This window comes from Paenibacillus pinihumi DSM 23905 = JCM 16419, from assembly GCF_000422505.1.
In the GTDB taxonomy this organism is placed as follows: domain Bacteria; phylum Bacillota; class Bacilli; order Paenibacillales; family Paenibacillaceae; genus Paenibacillus_D; species Paenibacillus_D pinihumi.
Map to the genome: position 1 here is coordinate 1 of NZ_AULX01000019.1, position 16,812 is coordinate 16,812.

General features: G+C 47.5%; 17 protein-coding genes. 13 read left to right on the plus strand and 4 right to left on the minus strand.

Features of this window, described 5'->3' with window-relative positions; genetic code table 11:
* The first annotated feature begins 315 nt into the window (after nt 1-315).
* Nucleotides 316-1,290 carry a serine hydrolase domain-containing protein gene (locus H583_RS31910; RefSeq protein ID WP_051235995.1) on the plus strand — a complete coding sequence of 325 codons (975 nt, stop codon included), beginning with the start codon at nt 316-318 and terminating at the stop codon, nt 1,288-1,290.
* 130 nt (nt 1,291-1,420) lie between these two features.
* Nucleotides 1,421-1,810, plus strand: coding sequence for a hypothetical protein (locus H583_RS0104990; RefSeq protein ID WP_028559516.1), 390 nt, complete (start codon nt 1,421-1,423; stop codon nt 1,808-1,810).
* Between the two features lie 166 nt (nt 1,811-1,976).
* On the opposite strand, the gene mgtE is transcribed toward H583_RS0104990, so the two are convergent.
* Nucleotides 1,977-3,335 carry a magnesium transporter gene (mgtE, locus tag H583_RS0104995; RefSeq protein ID WP_028559517.1) on the minus strand — a complete coding sequence of 453 codons (1,359 nt, stop codon included), beginning with the start codon at nt 3,333-3,335 and terminating at the stop codon, nt 1,977-1,979.
* Nucleotides 3,336-3,484: 149 nt separating this feature from the next.
* Nucleotides 3,485-4,546 carry an asparaginase gene (locus tag H583_RS31915; RefSeq protein WP_051235997.1) on the minus strand — a complete coding sequence of 354 codons (1,062 nt, stop codon included), beginning with the start codon at nt 4,544-4,546 and terminating at the stop codon, nt 3,485-3,487.
* A gap of 166 nt (nt 4,547-4,712) precedes the next feature.
* Between H583_RS31915 and H583_RS0105005 the strand changes: the two genes are divergently transcribed.
* Nucleotides 4,713-5,609, plus strand: coding sequence for an NAD(P)/FAD-dependent oxidoreductase (locus H583_RS0105005; RefSeq protein ID WP_028559518.1), 897 nt, complete (start codon nt 4,713-4,715; stop codon nt 5,607-5,609).
* Nucleotides 5,610-5,686: 77 nt separating this feature from the next.
* Here H583_RS0105005 and H583_RS0105010 read toward each other — a convergent pair whose 3' ends face one another.
* Nucleotides 5,687-6,307 (minus strand): YitT family protein, encoded by a 621-nt coding sequence (locus H583_RS0105010; RefSeq protein WP_051235999.1) that lies wholly within the window; start codon nt 6,305-6,307, stop codon nt 5,687-5,689.
* Nucleotides 6,308-6,367: 60 nt separating this feature from the next.
* On the opposite strand from H583_RS0105010, the gene rnz reads away from it, so the two are divergent.
* A complete protein-coding gene (rnz, locus tag H583_RS0105015; protein WP_028559520.1) occupies nt 6,368-7,303 on the plus strand; it encodes a ribonuclease Z in 936 nt (311 codons plus the stop codon).
* Nucleotides 7,304-7,464: 161 nt separating this feature from the next.
* Nucleotides 7,465-8,331, plus strand: a complete 867-nt coding sequence (locus tag H583_RS0105020; protein WP_028559521.1) for a YitT family protein — start codon at nt 7,465-7,467, stop codon at nt 8,329-8,331.
* Nucleotides 8,332-8,479: 148 nt separating this feature from the next.
* Here the strand turns inward: H583_RS0105020 and H583_RS0105025 are convergent, their stop codons facing one another.
* A complete protein-coding gene (locus H583_RS0105025) occupies nt 8,480-9,145 on the minus strand; it encodes a universal stress protein (protein WP_036708582.1) in 666 nt (221 codons plus the stop codon).
* Between the two features lie 353 nt (nt 9,146-9,498).
* Here H583_RS0105025 and H583_RS0105030 point away from each other — a divergent pair, with 353 nt between their 5' ends.
* From H583_RS0105030 to H583_RS0105065, 8 genes are all read left to right on the plus strand, one after another.
* The gene (locus H583_RS0105030) at nt 9,499-11,889 is read left to right on the plus strand and encodes a Na+/H+ antiporter subunit A (RefSeq protein ID WP_028559523.1); all 2,391 of its coding nucleotides are present in this window, start codon (nt 9,499-9,501) and stop codon (nt 11,887-11,889) included.
* On the plus strand, nt 11,889-12,311 hold the full coding sequence (locus H583_RS0105035; protein WP_028559524.1) for a Na(+)/H(+) antiporter subunit B: 423 nt from the start codon (nt 11,889-11,891) through the stop codon (nt 12,309-12,311). The genes H583_RS0105030 and H583_RS0105035 overlap by 1 nt, the downstream gene beginning before the upstream one ends.
* A 2-nt stretch (nt 12,312-12,313) precedes the next feature.
* On the plus strand, nt 12,314-12,652 hold the full coding sequence (locus H583_RS0105040; protein ID WP_028559525.1) for a Na(+)/H(+) antiporter subunit C: 339 nt from the start codon (nt 12,314-12,316) through the stop codon (nt 12,650-12,652).
* The gene (locus H583_RS0105045) at nt 12,645-14,132 is read left to right on the plus strand and encodes a Na+/H+ antiporter subunit D (RefSeq protein WP_028559526.1); all 1,488 of its coding nucleotides are present in this window, start codon (nt 12,645-12,647) and stop codon (nt 14,130-14,132) included. The genes H583_RS0105040 and H583_RS0105045 overlap by 8 nt, the downstream gene beginning before the upstream one ends.
* A 219-nt stretch (nt 14,133-14,351) precedes the next feature.
* Entirely contained in the window at nt 14,352-14,828 is a 477-nt protein-coding gene (locus tag H583_RS0105050; protein ID WP_028559527.1) for a Na+/H+ antiporter subunit E, read from the plus strand.
* Entirely contained in the window at nt 14,828-15,112 is a 285-nt protein-coding gene (locus tag H583_RS0105055; RefSeq protein ID WP_028559528.1) for a Na(+)/H(+) antiporter subunit F1, read from the plus strand. The genes H583_RS0105050 and H583_RS0105055 overlap by 1 nt, the downstream gene beginning before the upstream one ends.
* A complete protein-coding gene (gene mnhG, locus H583_RS0105060; RefSeq protein ID WP_342663513.1) occupies nt 15,096-15,476 on the plus strand; it encodes a monovalent cation/H(+) antiporter subunit G in 381 nt (126 codons plus the stop codon). Before H583_RS0105055 ends, mnhG begins: the two co-directional genes overlap by 17 nt.
* 318 nt (nt 15,477-15,794) lie before the next feature.
* Nucleotides 15,795-16,811 carry an AI-2E family transporter gene (locus H583_RS0105065; RefSeq protein ID WP_036708552.1) on the plus strand — a complete coding sequence of 339 codons (1,017 nt, stop codon included), beginning with the start codon at nt 15,795-15,797 and terminating at the stop codon, nt 16,809-16,811.
* Nucleotide 16,812: the final 1 nt, after the last annotated feature.

The window sequence follows — 16,812 nt, forward strand, 5'->3', positions numbered from 1 at the left end:
GCGCCGATGGTACTTGGACCGCAGGGTCCTGGGAGAGTAGGACGTCGCCAAGCACGAATGACCTGTTGAACTTTAGGTTCAACGGGTTTTTTGTTTGTCTTCAGTGACTTTGTCATCTTTTAATGTTTGAAAAGCTCACTTTTTAACTTATATAATGTAGGGAATCCCTTTTGTTTCCTGCCGCTATTTGATGTTTGGTTACATGAGCCGATAGTCAGCTTAGCATACTACAAGAGCAAGTCCAACCTGTTCGAACAGCAGGCTAACATAAGAACTGTATAACAGCTTCTAACACATATAAGGAAGGTACGTTCTATGATCCATACTGCGGCAGTTGAGCAGAACGACAACAGCCAGACAAGGTTGAGCATTAATGTCCCAGAGTTGAATAGGATGGATGGTTGGCTGCGTGAGGCCAAAATTAAAGATGTTGTGCTTGTGCAGGATGGCGATCTCCTCTGGGAGTGGTACGACAAAGGAGCCGATCGTGTTGCGCCTGTCTTCTCCTGCACGAAAAGTATCCTGTCAGCCTTGATTGGCATTGTTACAGATGACGGACATTTGTCATTGGAGCAGACTGTGTCTGAGTTTTTTGATAAAGTGCCTGAGCATAAAGCTGGTATTACCATTCAGCATCTGCTAACGATGACATCCGGGATGGAATGGCCGGATTTTGACAAGCCTTACTTCGAAATGCGCAAATCTGGGAACTGGCTGGATTATATCCTGAACCAGCCGCAGTCTCATAAGCCAGGAGAAATTTATGCCTATAATTCCGGATGCTCTCATTTGCTGTCGGCTATTTTGACGAAGGTGACGGGGCAGTCGGCTCTGACTTTTGCTGAGGGGCGGCTGTTCGGGCCAATCGGCATGGATGGCAAGACCAGATGGAATCATGCTGCCGGCATTAGTGAGGGCGGTGCCGGTATGCATATGACAGCGAGAGATATGGCAAGGTTCGGCCAATTGTATCTGCAGGAGGGCAGCTGGGAAGGACAACAGCTGATTTCTTCTGACTGGGTAAGGGAATCCACCCGCATTCAACATAAAGGGCTGCTCAATTACAAGCCGCCTATTTACGGTTACTATGGGTGGCATTGGTGGTGCTCTCCTCAGGATCATAACGGCAAAGCCGATTGTTATTTTGCCCTGGGCTACGGCGGCCAGTACCTTGTAGTGATACCGCCCTGCAATTTGGTCGCCGTCATCCGCAAGCAAGTAGACGGAAAAAATAATGCGATGCGCTGCAAAGAGCTGTTGTTTGAACATATTCTGAAGGAAAAAGGATAGCGTGTGACGGACCGTTGGGCTGAGGACTGTGGTTCGCCCCTTTTGTATGAGGGAGATAATGCTGGGATGATTCTGCCGCTTAAGTATGGTATGCTTAATAGATACCCTGGCGGGAGAGGAGAGAGCAATCATGAACCGTGATTTTATTCAAGTGAAGACACTTGATGGTGAATTAAAGCTGTCACAGAAGAAAACCGACTATGGGATTACAGTTTCAACGAAAGAGCTGGTGTTTCATAAGCCGCATCTTAATTACTTTATGAAGTTCGAGGATATGATCAGCATTGTCCCTTTTGAATTCAAAGGCAAGCGGTCAATTTCATTCGAGAATCGCCGTGATGAGAAAGTTGAGTTATCAAGCTCCTCCGTCAACTCCAATTCGTACAAGCTGTATGTACGCAATGCAACAGTGCACAATCGGAACGGACATTTTCAGACGGGACCGATGCAGTTTATTATTCCTTTATCAGACGGCTTGATGAAGATTGTAGCTGAATATAGCGGGATGAACCGCTTCTAAATAAAAGACCCTGGACAGGAAACGTTGGTTTCCTGTCCAGGGTCTTTGTCTAATATAAGAATTGATAAGCTTCACTTTTTTTATAAATGGCTTTTATTTCTTCGAAAATGACGTTGTGCATGCCAGAGACGTCATAGCCCTTTATATTTGTGCCACAGAGTATGGCTTATAACAAATATTTGAGAAACATCGATGCTATTCCAAAATAAATGAACAAAGACAAGACATCATTCAAGGTCGTAATCAGCGGTCCGGATGCGACAGCAGGGTCGATTTTGAACTTGTTCAGCAGCAGCGGAATAATCGTCCCGGCCATCGTCCCGATAATAAGGGTAAGAATGAGGGACAGGCCCACAATGAGACCGAGCATCAGGCTGCCCTGCCAGATAAAGGCGATCAGGGTCACGAGAATGCCGCATGTAAGCCCGATAATAAGTCCCACAAGCAGCTCACGCCGGATAAGCTGAAATACGGCCTTAGCCGTAATTTCATTGCTGATCAGACCGCGTACGACAACTGCAAGCGACTGGGTACCGGTATTTCCCGTCATTCCGGCAATCATCGGCATGAAATAGGCCAGTGCTACGACTTTTCCCAGAACTTCTTCAAACTGGCTGATAATGGATCCGGACACCAGCCCGATCAGCAGCAGTAGCACAAGCCACGGCAAACGCCGAAATGCTGCGACGGAAGCCTTGGTATTGAAATCAATATCGCGGCCGCTTCCTGACAGCTTCTGAATGTCCTCATTAGCTTCATGAATAACGATATCGATAATATCATCGACGGTGACAATCCCGATCAACCGGTCATCATGATCCACGACAGGGACCGCGAGAAAGTCATAATTTCGGATGACATCTGCGACCTTCTCCTGGTCCATATCCACCGCAACGGAGATAACCCGAGTATACATGATATCGTAAATTTTATCGCCCGGCATCGCGAGAATTAAGTCCCGGTACGATACAACACCGAGCAGCTTCTTGCTGTCATCGATCACGTACAGGTAGCTGATGGCTTCGGAAATTTCAGCAAAATCGCGAATTTTGGCGATAGCTTCGGTAACGGTATAGTGCTGAGGTATCCATACGTACCGGTTGTTCATGATCCGGCCAGCGGTCTCTGGCGGGTAATTCATAAGCTGTCTGACCGCTGCCGATTCACTCAGCTTCATGGAAGACAGGAATCGCCTGGAGTCTTCTTCGCTCAGCGAACCGAGAAATTGGGCCAGGTCATCGTTATCCATCCGGTCCATAATCTCAACGGTTCTGGCCGGCCCAAGGAGCCGGAATATCTCATATTGCTGCTCATTGCCGAGCTCTTCCACAAGATCCGTCAGCATCACCGGATCGAGCACAGTGATCAGCTTCTCCTTCAGCGGATGCGGAAGATCTTTGAAGAGGGTCGCCACGTCATAGGGCTGGAGCTCCTGAACCATGGTTTCAAGCTCTTCTGAATGCTTGCTTTCAAGCAATCGGCGCATTTCCGCCTGTAGCTGTTCTTCCGTCATATTGTTCTGCACAATTGCTCAACTCCAATACTTGCATCGTTGGTTGACTATTGACACTCCTCTTGCTTTCACTATCCATTAAAACAGGAAGGCCGTGCCAAGCTTGCCGGAAAACAACAGGGAACATCTATTTCCTGTTATTTGGTCAAATCATAATCCGCTTACCGGTGCCAGATATGCTCGAACAGCAAGTGGGACGTATTCATCCATGCCTCTGGAGCTGATCGGATTGAAGGTGTGCCGTAAGCGAGCATTAGCTTCGCCAGCGCCGCTTCTACGGTTATCCCCCGGAGTGGAATAGCTCCTGCGTCAAGCATCTGCATAGAGGTGGAGTACAGATCATCCCCTTCCTCCTTGAATGGACATATGTATACAGGAACCTGCTCCTTCTTGCACCGCTCTATGAAAGCAAGGATGGAATAGCGCCCGTCCTGGTCCGTCATTCGCGTGCTTGCAGTAGCGGAGTGGTACAAATCATGGAGGATTGCTTTTGGCCTGGCTCCTTCTGTGAAAGAGAAATAGCTGTAGTCCAGTCCCGGATAAGGACGGATATGAAGCACCTCCGAGGAAAACCGGGCATCCCCTGGCAGGCTTGGGGTACGCGGTTTGCGGACAAGTCCTATTTCAGGATTAGCAGAATGGTCTGCCGGAACAAAGCTGCCATTTTCCATGTAGCCGAATGGGACCCCATAAGAGCTTTCATATTCATCGGTAAACGGGGAGGACTGCCGGATGCGCGTTCCCAGATGAATCAGCACCTCGCCCCGGGAATTTTCGAAGCATACATAGACGCCTGGCAGCCTGGTGCCGGTAATGAAGCGGACGGCGTTGTCCAGATTGTTGACCCCTTTGCTGCGCGGGTCGGAAATCGGGTAGTTGCTGGCAATCAGGACGATCGGTACCGGACTGTCATGGAATAGATAGCTTAATGCTGCTGCCGTATAGGCAAGCGTGTCCGTACCATGCGTAATGATCACCCCCGCGTAATGGGCAGACGGACGGGCCTTCATAATATCATTTAAAGCGTTCCAGTCCTGTGGAAGCAGGTTTTCGCTAAGAATATTGATAGGCTGAATGGTTTCAAGCTGCGGTGCATGATTACCAACCAGCTTCAAATAACGTTCGATAAGCTCGTATGAGGCAGATGAGCGGACATCGATTTGACGGTCTGTTTTCATGCTGCCGATTGTTCCACCTGTGAACACGACCAAAATTTGATCCACCGGATCATTCCTCCATCTTCTTCGGTTTATTGCTTTGTTATTGGAATATTTTGCTCCAAACTTTCTCATTCTATGATGCTGAGCAAAGCCTTCAAATTTTGATTATGACATAAAAATTGGGGATAGTAAAAGGATATGTTCCAAAAAATGAGGGGAGGAAAGACAATTGCTCTACGATTGCATCATCGTCGGAGGGGGCATTGCCGGGCTTCAGGCAGCGATTCAATTAGGCAGGTATGAGCATAAGGTGTTAGTGCTGGATGCTGCGGATGGACGCTCTGCGATTTGCCGCTCCTATCGCAATGTACTGGGATGGCCGAAAGGGGTAGACGGGCAAGAATTAAGAAGGACAGGCAGGCTTCAGGCAGAGCGTTTGGGAATTCAATTTATGGAAATGGAAGCCGAAAGGGCATATCAGACAGAGAAGGGCTTTCTGTTGTCGGTGAAAAACGGGGAGGGAGTGACATTTTCAGCTAAACGGTTGCTCTTGGCCACAGGGGTAAAGGACCGGATTCCAGGGTTTGAAGAGTTGCGGCCATGTATGGGGAAAAGCGTATTTATTTGCCCGGATTGTGACGGCTATGAGGCAAGGGGGGAGCGTACCTTGATTATCGGATCGGGAAAAGCTGGTGTAAATATGGCGCTGACCCTTCTATATTGGACACGGGACTTGATTTATATTGAGCATGAACCCGGGGGGATTGGAGCTTCCGAACTGAGCCGACTTGAGGAACATGGAATTTCATATATCGGGCAGCCGGTCAGCAGGACAATTGTTGAGGATACAAGTATTAAAGGGGTCGTATTAATGGACGGGCAGCAAATTGAGAGCCGTAAAGCCTTCCTTGCATTTGGCGGCAATGAAGTCCGCTCCGGACTTGCTGTGCAGCTCGGGGCAGCTGTCTCGGAAAATGGACATATTGAAGTAGATCCCCGCTCCAAACAAACCAGTGTGCCGTATTTATGGGCTGCAGGAGATGTCACGGTTCACTCCGAACAGCTTGCAATTGCAATGGGAGATGGTTCACAAGCGGCGATCTGGATACATAAAAGCTTGCTTTAATGGAGTAAATACTGCTATTTTATTGTATACAGGTGCTGCGTTACCGCCCCCTTTTGCAGATGAGGGCGGAGAGCCTGTTAGTGCCGTTTGCTCCAGGTTACGAGTGTTGTCATTATGCCAATTCCCGAGATGGTAATGAGGGACAGCACGATTTGAGTTTTGTTCAAAACAAACATGCCGCCGAATATGACCAGCATATCCAGGAAAAAAATCAAAATGCCCACATTCATATTCGTTTTGAAGCTGAGCAGATGGGCCAGAAGATCAAGGCCGTCTGTAGTAATATGAGAGCGCAGCAGTACCCCGATTCCCGTGCCGATCATTACACCGCCAAGCCAGGCACTGAGCAGCGGAGGAATGTGGAATGGCGGCTCGAAATCCGGAATGACCTCCAGCAGGAATGAGATAAAAATGACTCCAAGCATATTGAACCAGAAGAGCGACTTTTTATAAAACCAGGTAAAGATGTAAATCGGAAGACTGAGCAAAAGGATTGCGACCCCGGACGGGATGGGCGTGATATAGCTTGTCAGCAAGCCGATACCAAGCATTCCACCCTCAATAATATGGTGGGGCAGTATGAACAGGTGAATGCCAAAAACAATGATAAAGCTCCCTATCACGACAGAACTGAGTCTTTTTAACCGATAATAATTGATAAGCTTCACTCCCGACGGTACTTTGTCTTGAGGGGTCATGTCCATTGTATGCTTGGCAATCTGAATAAATTACGAAAATCAAGGAAGGAGACCGGTTGAATGGAGCTGTGTTTTTTAGGAACAGGAGCAGGAAGGCCTGCAAAGAACCGCAATGTCACTTCGGTGGTACTCCAATTCTCGCAACCGCCGCACGGTTTATGGATGTTTGATTGCGGCGAAGGGACGCAGCATCAACTGATGCGCACCCCTTACAAAATCAACAGGATCTCTCATATTTTTATTACTCATCTGCATGGAGATCATATTTTTGGACTGCCGGGTCTATTGAGCAGCCGCGCTTTTCAAGGAGGAACCCAGCCGGTGGTGCTGTTTGGACCAAAGGGGTTAAAACAGTGGCTGGACACAACGTTGTCCATCTCCCAGACTCATCTTGGGCATGAGCTGGATATCCGCGAGGTCGGGGAGGGGATTATATTTGAAGATGAACGTTATGCTGTTGAGGCGAGAGAACTGGAACACCGGATCGCCTGCTATGGCTACAGAATCGTCGAGAAGGCCCAGCCTGGCCGTTTGAAGGTGGAATTGCTCAAAGAGATGGGATTAACCGCAGGGCCGCTGTACGGGCGTCTGAAGCGGGGAGAAGATGTGGTGATGAGCGACGGTACGGTTATTTATGCCAAATACGTGACCGATCCGCCGGTTCCCGGCAGAGTCATTGCCATTCTCGGAGATACAAAGCCGTGTGGTAATGCGGTTGAACTGGCACGCGATGCCGATCTCGTTGTACATGAAGCGACCTTTGAGGCTGCACTCGGGGACAAAGCGGTGGAATTTGGTCATTCGACGACGCAGCATGCTGCTGAGGCGGCCAGGGAAGCAGGAGCCAAGCGGTTATTTCTGACACATTTCAGCTCACGCTATAGCGATGAGGATATGGCCTGGCTGGTGGAAGAAGCTCAGCATATATTCCCGGCAACAGAGGCGGCGAGCGACCTGCTGTCCGTTCCGGTCAAAGCGGACAAAATCGGGCAATAGTGGCGGCTGCAAGGCAGCGGCAGACTTTCGTCTTATGATCCTGTTACAGCTTGGAAAAAGGCGGCAGGTTTCTCTAGGTGCGGACCAGGGCTTTCAATTTTTTGCTTATTTATTTATAATATAATAATTTTATACTTCATAAACGCACTGGAGGAGTACATATGCCGCGAGCGCATAAAAAACAGAGCATAGGCGAGCTCATTAAAAAACTGATTTTTATTACAATCGGAGCCGTCATGATGGGCGTTGCCCTCGAATATTTCCTTGTTCCGAACACGATTCTTGATGGCGGGATTACCGGTATTTCGATCGTATTATCCAAGATTACCCCGATTCCGCTTGGGGTATTTATCTTTGTCATCAACGTACCGTTCCTGCTGATCGGCTACAAACAGATTGGACGATCTTTTGCACTGTCTACCCTTTACGGTGTAGCTGTTATGTCATTAACAACTGCTTTCCTACATCATGTCGAGCCGTTTACCCATGAGAAGATACTGGCCGTATTGTACGGTGGTGTGATGCTGGGGGCTGGTGTAGGGCTTGTCATCCGGTACGGTGGCGCGCTGGACGGGACCGAAATTGTTGCCATTCTCGTTTCCAAAAAAACGCGCATTCCGGTCGGTCAAATAATTATGATGATCAACGTGGTCATTTTTATTGTGGCAGGCTTTGTATTTGGACCTGATTCGGCGATGTACTCGATCTTTTCTTTTTACATAGCTGCCAAAGTTATGGATATCGTTGTTGAAGGTTTGGATGAATCCAAATCCGTTACGATTATTTCATCCGAATTTGAGGAAATTTCACAGGCTATTATGGACAGGCTGGGGCGCTCCACAACGTATTTTTACGCCAAGGGGGGCTATTCCAAAACGGAAACACAGGTCGTCTACTGTGTTGTAACCCGTCTGGAGCTGGCGAAACTGAAGACAATTGTGCAGGAAATCGATCCGTCAGCCTTTATCTCCATTCAGCATGTGTCGGATGTGCTGGGCGGCAACATGGAGAAGAAGAACATTCACTAATCAGCAATACCGGTTTTTTGAGAAAACGAAAAGCGCAGCATCCTGCTTTTAATATAAAGCGGGTGCTACGCTTTTCGTCTGTTTGTCCATGCTTTTTCAGCAAGGAAACCGGGATAAAAAAGAGAGATCACCCCGGCAAACGGGATGATCAGGATTTAATTTTGGTGTCCGTCGCTTCAGGAATCAATTCATTGAATTCCTTCACATAATCATCACAGACATGAACTTCTATCATGTGATTGTCCTTCATAAACTTAAAGACGCCATTATTAAAATCCGTCCCAACCTCTTTGTAGAAAATGCCCTCATACACATCCTGCTGCGTGTGGTTAAAACATAATCTGTAGCCTTCGTTGTCCTTCAGCAAATAGGCGCGGACGCCTTTCTCGAAAAAGCCTTCCTGGTCTTTCAATTCGCGGGATACAGATACGATGTGGATATCAACGAAGGGGATCTCATTCAGCAGAACATTGATAATCGAACCTTTGGTAATTTCTTTCCACCGGCTTTGGGCGGTCTGGCCGAGGACCAATTGGGTGACATGCTCTTGTTTGGCAACCTCGCTGATTACTTTTGCTACCGGACGTTTTTCATTGTACTTGATAATAAACTCCTGGACATTATGTTCCTTGGCCGCTATTTTCCACTTCTCGATATAGTGAATTTTTTCTATATCCAGCTCATCTTCCGGCAAAGGATCGACAGTCAATACATACAACGGACAATTCAGCATGTTGGCTATTTTTCCGCCTCTGCGAATCAGACGCTCACCGTTTGGTCCATAATAAACACAAACCAGTATGACCTCATCCATTTTTCCATTCGTCACTTTAAACGCTCACCTCATCTGAAATTTGTAACAGGTTGTTCACAAAGAGTCTTGGAAATTTAGACATTAGCTACAGGGTACATTTTTTGATTGGCCCTGTCAATCTGTTTAGTGTATAATGTTTTAGTAATCCCAATTAGCCCATCTTTTACCCTTTTGATAAGCTATTGCTTGCCAAAACCGACCGGCTTTGCGCACTTTTGAAAATTCAGCATTTCAAATCATAGCTATAGTTGGGTTTTTATTACAATTTATTATCATATAGAAAATTTTTTATTCATTTTTAAAAGTGCGCAAAGTTGGAACAAGCCTAAACTATAGTAATAGGGGGTTCCACGTTGTCCTGGTTGCATCTTGCTGTATTGACGCCTTTTCTTTTCACACTGGTAGTACCGTTGCTCAACAAGAACATACGCCGAATCCATACGGGGTGGTTCGTACTTGCAGTTCCTCTTTTATTATTTATTTACTTCCTGGGACACTTTCCCCTTGATCCCACCATGGCGCCTGTCATTCATTCCATACCCTGGATTCCTTCCCTGGATATCCACTTCACCTTATATCTTGACGGATTAGCATTATTATTACTGCTTATTATTACGGGTATTGGAACCTTAGTTGTCCTGTATTCCATTTATTATATGTCCATGGAACGGGAAGCGCTGCACAACTTTTACGTTTATTTACTGCTCTTTATGGGCGCAATGCTTGGTATTGTCCTCTCGGATAATCTGCTTGTTTTGTATGTATTCTGGGAAACGACCAGTGTTTCGTCATTCCTGCTCATCGCCTACTGGTATCAGCGGAGCAGATCGCGCTATGGAGCGCAAAAATCGATGCTCATTACGGTTTCGGGCGGCTTCTCCATGCTGTTCGGATTTATTCTGCTCTATACAATGACTGGCACATTCAGTGTCAGGGAACTGATCGGGATGTCCGGACAGATCGCAGAGCATGCCTTGTTCATTCCGGCCATGCTGCTTATTCTGCTGGGAGCATTCACCAAGTCGGCACAGTTTCCGTTTCATATCTGGCTACCTGACGCGATGGAAGCACCAACGCCAATCAGCGCTTATCTGCACTCGGCCACAATGGTTAAGGCCGGTGTCTATCTGGTTGCACGGCTTACGCCGATCTTCGGCGGCAGTATGGAATGGTTCTGGATTATTACAATATTCGGTGTGATAACGCTGTTCTGGGGCTCCTTCATGGCCATTAGGCAGAATGACCTCAAGGCGTTGCTGGCTTATTCGACAATCAGCCAGCTTGGACTAATAATGTCGCTGCTCGGAATCGGTTCGGCAGCATTGAATGCGAATTTCAGCGATCAGGCGATACTGTTCTCAGGCGCCACGCTGGCAGCTGTGTTCCACCTGTTCAATCATTCGATCTTCAAGGGCTGTCTGTTTATGGTAATCGGAATATTGGACCATGAGACAGGGACTCGAGATATTCGTAAGCTTGGCGGGTTGATGAGCATTATGCCGATTTCCTTCACACTTACCGTTATCGGGGGATTATCGATGGCCGGGCTTCCGCCGTTCAGCGGATTTTTGAGCAAGGAGATGTTCTTTACCGGGATGCTCACCGCGGCACGGAATATGGATCAATGGGTTATGCTTCTGCCTGTAGTTGCATGGATTGCAAGTGTTCTGACCTTTGTATACTGCCTGATTCTCGTATTCAAGACGTTTACAGGGAAGTTCCAGCCGGAGCGGCTTGATAAAGCACCGCATGAGGCTCCGATCGGAATGCTTATTTCACCGGGCGTTCTGGCTGTACTTGTCATCGTGTTTTTCTTCTTCCCGAATTTGCTGTCCTTAAGCTTGCTCGAGCCGGCTATGCATTCCATTATGCCGAACCTGCTTGCTCCGGGAGAACGGTTTGATGTCCATATTTCCGCATTTCATGGCTTCAATACCGAATTGCTGATGACTTTCGGGATTATCCTGCTGGGTACTACGCTGTATGTATATCTGAAAAGATGGTCAGGTATTTATGATACCCTGCCGCGCAAGTACACGCTTAACAATGCGTATGACGGAGGACTGACAGGGCTGGAACGCATGTCGCTGAAATTTACGAGCACGTACATGACAGGCTTCCTTCACAATTACCTTTCATATATTTTTGTTGTCATGATCTGCCTGACGGCAGGCACGCTGCTCAGCCAAGGTGCGTTCACCATTGATCTGTCGACGAATTCAAGCATCGAGTGGTTTGAATTTGTGCTTGGAATTTCCGTCATCATTGCAGCAGTGTTTATGGTATTCAGCCGTTCCAGAATGACATCGATTATCGCTGTAGGAAGCATCGGATATATGGTATCCCTGTTTTTCGTCATATTCCGGGCGCCGGATCTTGCTTTGACGCAGCTTGTAGTCGAGACAATTACAACCGCTTTGTTCCTGCTCTGCTTCTATTATTTGCCAAAGATGAAGAAGGAGCTTACCCGCTTGAGGTTCAAGCTGTCCAATCTGCTGATCTCGCTGGGTGTGGGGATTACGTTGACACTGATCGGGCTGTCTGTGCAAGGGCATAACCTGTTTGAATCAATCTCCCGATACTTTGAGAATTCATATGAGCTGGCAGGGGCGAAAAATATCGTCAACTCGCTGCTCGTTGATTTCCGCGCCTTCGACACCATGCTGGAGATTGTAGTCCTGTTCGCCGCTGGAATAGGGGTTTACAACCTAATCAAGCTGCGTGAGAACAGGAGGAATAACTAATGAAATTCACAGACGTCATTTTACAGACTTCAACCAAAATTCTGGTGTTTATTATTTTGACGTTTTCCATTTACGTCATGTTTGCCGGACACCATAATCCGGGCGGGGGATTTATCGGGGGGCTGATTACAGCCTCCGCTCTTATCCTGCTTTACATTGCATTTGATGTGAAGACCGTGCATGAAATTATACCTGTCGACTTCAAGATTGTCGGTGCGCTTGGTGTGCTCATAGCCCTGCTGACCGGTATCGGTTCAATGGTGCTAGGCTATCCGTTTCTGTCGCAGACATTCGCCTACAAAACTCTCCCTCTGTTCGGCAAAACAGAACTGGCTACGGCTGTTATATTTGACCTTGGTGTCTATATGGCTGTAGTCGGTACAACGATGACCATCATATTAAGCATAGGCGAGGATGAGTAAATATGGAAACCTTCATAACAATTATTGCAGGCGTACTTTTTACGATCGGGACCTATCTTATTTTGAGCAAAGGTCTTGTGCGCATTATTCTTGGCTTGTCGCTGTTTACGCATGGGGTGCATATGCTCCTTATGGCAGTGAACGGGCTCAAGAAAGGCGGCGCGCCGCTTCTTGGAGAGGGTACAGATGTGTATACCGACCCGCTGCCGCAGGCGCTTATTCTGACCTCCATTGTAATCAGCTTTGCATTGACCGCGTTCTCCCTCGTACTGGGATACCGGACATACGTAGAGCTAGGAACCGATGATCTGGAACAGTTGAAGGGAGATCCGAATGAATAATTTTGTCATCTTACCGATCCTTCTCCCGCTATTGTCCGGTATACTGATGTTTTTTATCAGACGTCAAATTCGTCTGCAGGAAGCGCTGGCAGTTGCAGGCTTGCTGTCTACCATCATTGCATCGCTGCTGATGGTAAGCACCATATCGGATAACGGGATTCAAATATTGAATATGGGCGGCTGGGAAGCCCCATTTGGTATATCTCTTGTTGCAGACATGCTGGCCGGCCTGCTTGTGGCAACAGCTTCAGTCGTAACGCTTATTTGTGTGCTCTATGCCTTTTATTCGACGAATCAGGACCGGAAAAAGTTTTATATTTATCCCCTAATCATGTTTTTGCTTTGCGGGGTGAACGGCTCGTTTTTGACGGGGGATATATTTAACCTGTTCGTCTTCTTTGAAGTGATGCTGATTTCCTCCTATGCGCTGATTAGTCTGGGCGGCGGGAAGATTCAGCTGCGGGAAACGATTAAATATGTCATAACCAATATCATTGCGTCCTCGATGTTCGTTATTGCGATTGCTTATCTGTATTCCATAACGGGTACTCTGAATATGGCCCATCTCTCCGAGCGGGTTGCACTTGCAGGACAGGATGGACTTATTACAACCGTCAGCCTGCTGTTCCTGATCGTATTCGGACTGAAAGCCGGTCTGCTGCTATTCTTCTGGCTGCCAGGCTCCTATAGCGCTCCACCGGCTGCCATATCGGCGCTGTTCGCTGCGCTGCTAACCAAGGTCGGGATTTATGCCATTATGCGGATGTTTACACTTATCTTCTATCATCAGTCTGAGCTGACCCATACGATACTCGTCTGGATGTCGGCGCTTACCATGATTTTGGGAGCGGTAGGTGCCATCGCTTATACGGATATTCGCCGGATTCTCGCTTATAACGTGATTGTATCGGTTGGATTCATCGTATTCGGGGTGGCGGTTGCGAGCGAAGCCTCCCTGAACGGGGCGGTGTTCTATCTGATTCACGACATGCTCGCCAAAGCCCTGGTCTTCATTCTTGGCGGCGCAATCATCAGTATTGCAGGCACTGACAAGCTGCGAGATATGCCGGGTCTTATCCGATTCCGTCCGACGCTTGGCTGGTTGTTCTTCCTGTCCGCGCTTGCTCTGGCAGGGGTGCCTCCGCTGAGCGGCTTCGTTGGCAAGGTTATGATCCTGCAGGGCGGTGTAGAGCAGCGGTATTATGTAATGGCGGCAGTCGGCTTGATTACGAGTCTGCTAGTGTTGTACTCTGCGATGAAAATATTCATCAACAGCTTCTGGGGGGAGACACTGCTCAGCGAAGGAGAAGAGAAGAGCTCTGGCAAAGGCTATCTGCTGCCCGGGTCCATTCTCGCAGCGCTTATTATCGGCCTCGGCATAGGGGCTGAGCCGGTTATGGAATACGTCAGACAGGCGGTTGAAGTCATGCTCAATCCTACACTTTACATTGAGGCTGTCCTGCCCCAAACGGATATATAAAAAATATAAGAATAACAATATAGACAAGTTGAACAATAGAAACGGCGATCGGAAGAACCTTTCACACGACGGGTCCTGCCCGAAAGTCATTCGTCCAACTGATATAGATAAATGGAGTATTGGAGATTCTTATATTTCAACGCGAAACGAAGCTGTATCTGTCAAAGACGGGGCAAGCCGCTTTAGACAGTCAGGCTGCAGGAAGGAAGTGCTGTTGGTTTGACGCTGCAAATTCTATTGAATCTCGTTATTGGAATGGTTTGGATGCTGCTCCACGATGAGTGGAATATGCTCACCTTCACAATTGGTTATTTGATCGGTATGATTTTTATATTTGCGCTGCGAAGATTTTTTCCGGGACGGTTCTACGGGATCAAAATCTGGTCGATTATCAAGCTGCTCCTTTTGTTTAATATTGAGCTGGTGAAATCCAGCCTTGTTGTCATCGGACAAATTACCCGTCCAAAGCTGAACATCCAGCCTGGTATTTTCAAGCTTGAGACGAAGCTGAAATCCGACTGGGAAATTATTATGCTCACCAATATGCTGGCGCTAACTCCGGGTTCGGCCGTACTGGAGATTGCGCCAAAAGAAGGAATTATGTATATCCATGCGATGGACGTTGCGGAATTCAAGCAATCCATTGTCCGGACAAAGGATTTGTTTGAAGAAGCGATTATAGAGGTGATGCGCTGATGTTTAACTACCTGATGCTTCTGTCGATGTTTTTATTGTCGGTCTCAATTGTTATTTCCCTGTACCGGGTTATCCGCGGCCCTTCGATGCCGGATCGTGTCCTGGCACTTGATTCGCTCGGCTACAGCGTAATTGGCATTGTAGCGGTATTGTGTATTATGATGGATTCCCATGCCTATCTGGAGACGATATTGCTGATCGGCATTCTGGCATTTTTGAGCACCATTGCCCTGTGCAAGTTTATTGAAAGGGGTGTCGTCATTGAACGTGAGCGCGATCATTGAGATCATTGTCGCTGTCATGGTATTGGCCGGCACGGTGCTAAGTCTGCTGAGCTCGCTTGGTTTTATACGGCTTCCGGACATCTACACCCGTTCCCACGCTGCTACCAAGAGTGTTACACTCGGCATTTTGTTCATTCTTCTGGGCACCTTCATCTATTTCTGGTTTATGCACGGTCTGATCAGCATTCGCTTGCTGCTTGGCATATTATTCGTATTCCTTACCGCTCCGGTAGCGGGCCATCTGGTTATTCGCTCTGCCTACCGCTCCGGAGTCAAGCTGTCCGACACCAGTGTCAAGGATGAGCTGAGGGATGATTTGAAAAAAATGAAGCAGCTTGAACAGTATCACAGCAAAGAAGGATAACTTAATCTGATGACCCTCCGCGAGTGGCTTGGCCATTAGCTGGAGGGTTTTTTTCGATTCAGACGTCGACTGGGGTTAGGCGTATGAATCATGGCGGGAATGACAAACACTAAGCCAGGGGAACGGACCTGGTTTTTCTGTGCTTCGAAGGATGGACCTGATCCAGTGGTGTTGCGCCGGCTTGGTATTCAAACGAATCTTGTCCTGCTATAATATTTAAAGAACACCGTAACGTATATTTCCGCTTGTTTGGGCCGAAGCTGGAACAAAGGGTTGGTAATTGCTTTACGAATACAACCTGAAGGAAGAGGAATCATAATGCAGGATTTTATAGGATGGTTGAAGCAAAAGGATGTGCGGCGTTTTTTAATTCTGGCCCTGATCTGCCTGCTGATTTTTAGTGTAAGAAGCATGATGAATCTCATTTTGCTGACGCTGCTCTTTACGTTTCTGATGGGCAGCTTGCATATGTTCGTCATGCGCCAGCTCGACCGGTTTTACTCGGTACCTTCCAAAGTCATTTTGCCGCTGCTTTATATCCTGCTGTTGCTGCTTATAATTTTTGGCTTTTACAAGTTTGTTCCTTCAATAGGGGATCAAATTGTTCAGCTGTACAAAATTTTTAAATGGTTTTACTTTAATCCGCCGGACACGGAGTTTACAAGATACATATTCGGCTATTTGAATTCGATTGATTTTCAGAAGCTGATTGGCCCGAGCTTTAATCTGGTCGTCAAAATCAGCCATGTGGCTTTGAATGTATTTCTCGCCCTCATTCTCAGTCTGTTCTTCCTGCTGGAGAAATCAAAGGTTACGCATTTCACTGCGCAGTTCAAAAAAAGCAAGCTGGGATGGCTGTTCGAGGAAGTCAGCTATTTTGGCAACAAATTTATCCATACGTTCGGCAAAGTGATTGAGACCCAAATTTTAATTTCCCTGATCAATTCCATACTAACGACAGTCGGATTGTGGATTATGGGCTTCCCGCATCTGCTCGGACTTGCGCTGATTGTATTCCTGCTCGGACTGATTCCGGTTGCCGGGGTGTTCATCTCGCTAATTCCGCTCGGAACGATTGCCTACAGTATTGGAGGCTTTAATTATCTGGTCTACCTGCTTGTTCTCATTGTCGTTCTGCATACGATCGAGGCGTATGTGCTCAATCCGAAGCTGATGTCTTCCAAGACACACCTGCCGATCTTTTATACGTTTATCGTCCTGTTATTCTCGGAGCATTTCTTCGGCATATGGGGACTGATTATCGGAATTCCGGTATTTGTTTTCCTGCTCGATGTGCTGGAGGTCAAGACCGTGGAAAGCTCCGGCCATCATTAAC

Excerpts from the sequence above, each read along its gene's own strand:
- H583_RS31910 (WP_051235995.1), top strand. The coding sequence starts at position 316 with ATGATCCATACTGCGGCAGTTGAGCAGAACGACAACAGCCAGACAAGG.
- H583_RS0104990 (WP_028559516.1), top strand. The coding sequence starts at position 1,421 with ATGAACCGTGATTTTATTCAAGTGAAGACACTTGATGGTGAATTAAAG.
- H583_RS0105010 (WP_051235999.1), bottom strand. The coding sequence starts at position 6,307 with ATGACCCCTCAAGACAAAGTACCGTCGGGAGTGAAGCTTATCAATTAT.
- rnz (WP_028559520.1), top strand. The coding sequence starts at position 6,368 with ATGGAGCTGTGTTTTTTAGGAACAGGAGCAGGAAGGCCTGCAAAGAAC.
- H583_RS0105020 (WP_028559521.1), top strand. The coding sequence starts at position 7,465 with ATGCCGCGAGCGCATAAAAAACAGAGCATAGGCGAGCTCATTAAAAAA.
- H583_RS0105025 (WP_036708582.1), bottom strand. The coding sequence starts at position 9,145 with ATGGATGAGGTCATACTGGTTTGTGTTTATTATGGACCAAACGGTGAG.
- H583_RS0105035 (WP_028559524.1), top strand. The coding sequence starts at position 11,889 with ATGAAATTCACAGACGTCATTTTACAGACTTCAACCAAAATTCTGGTG.
- H583_RS0105040 (WP_028559525.1), top strand. The coding sequence starts at position 12,314 with ATGGAAACCTTCATAACAATTATTGCAGGCGTACTTTTTACGATCGGG.
- H583_RS0105045 (WP_028559526.1), top strand. The coding sequence starts at position 12,645 with ATGAATAATTTTGTCATCTTACCGATCCTTCTCCCGCTATTGTCCGGT.
- H583_RS0105055 (WP_028559528.1), top strand. The coding sequence starts at position 14,828 with ATGTTTAACTACCTGATGCTTCTGTCGATGTTTTTATTGTCGGTCTCA.
- H583_RS0105065 (WP_036708552.1), top strand. The coding sequence starts at position 15,795 with ATGCAGGATTTTATAGGATGGTTGAAGCAAAAGGATGTGCGGCGTTTT.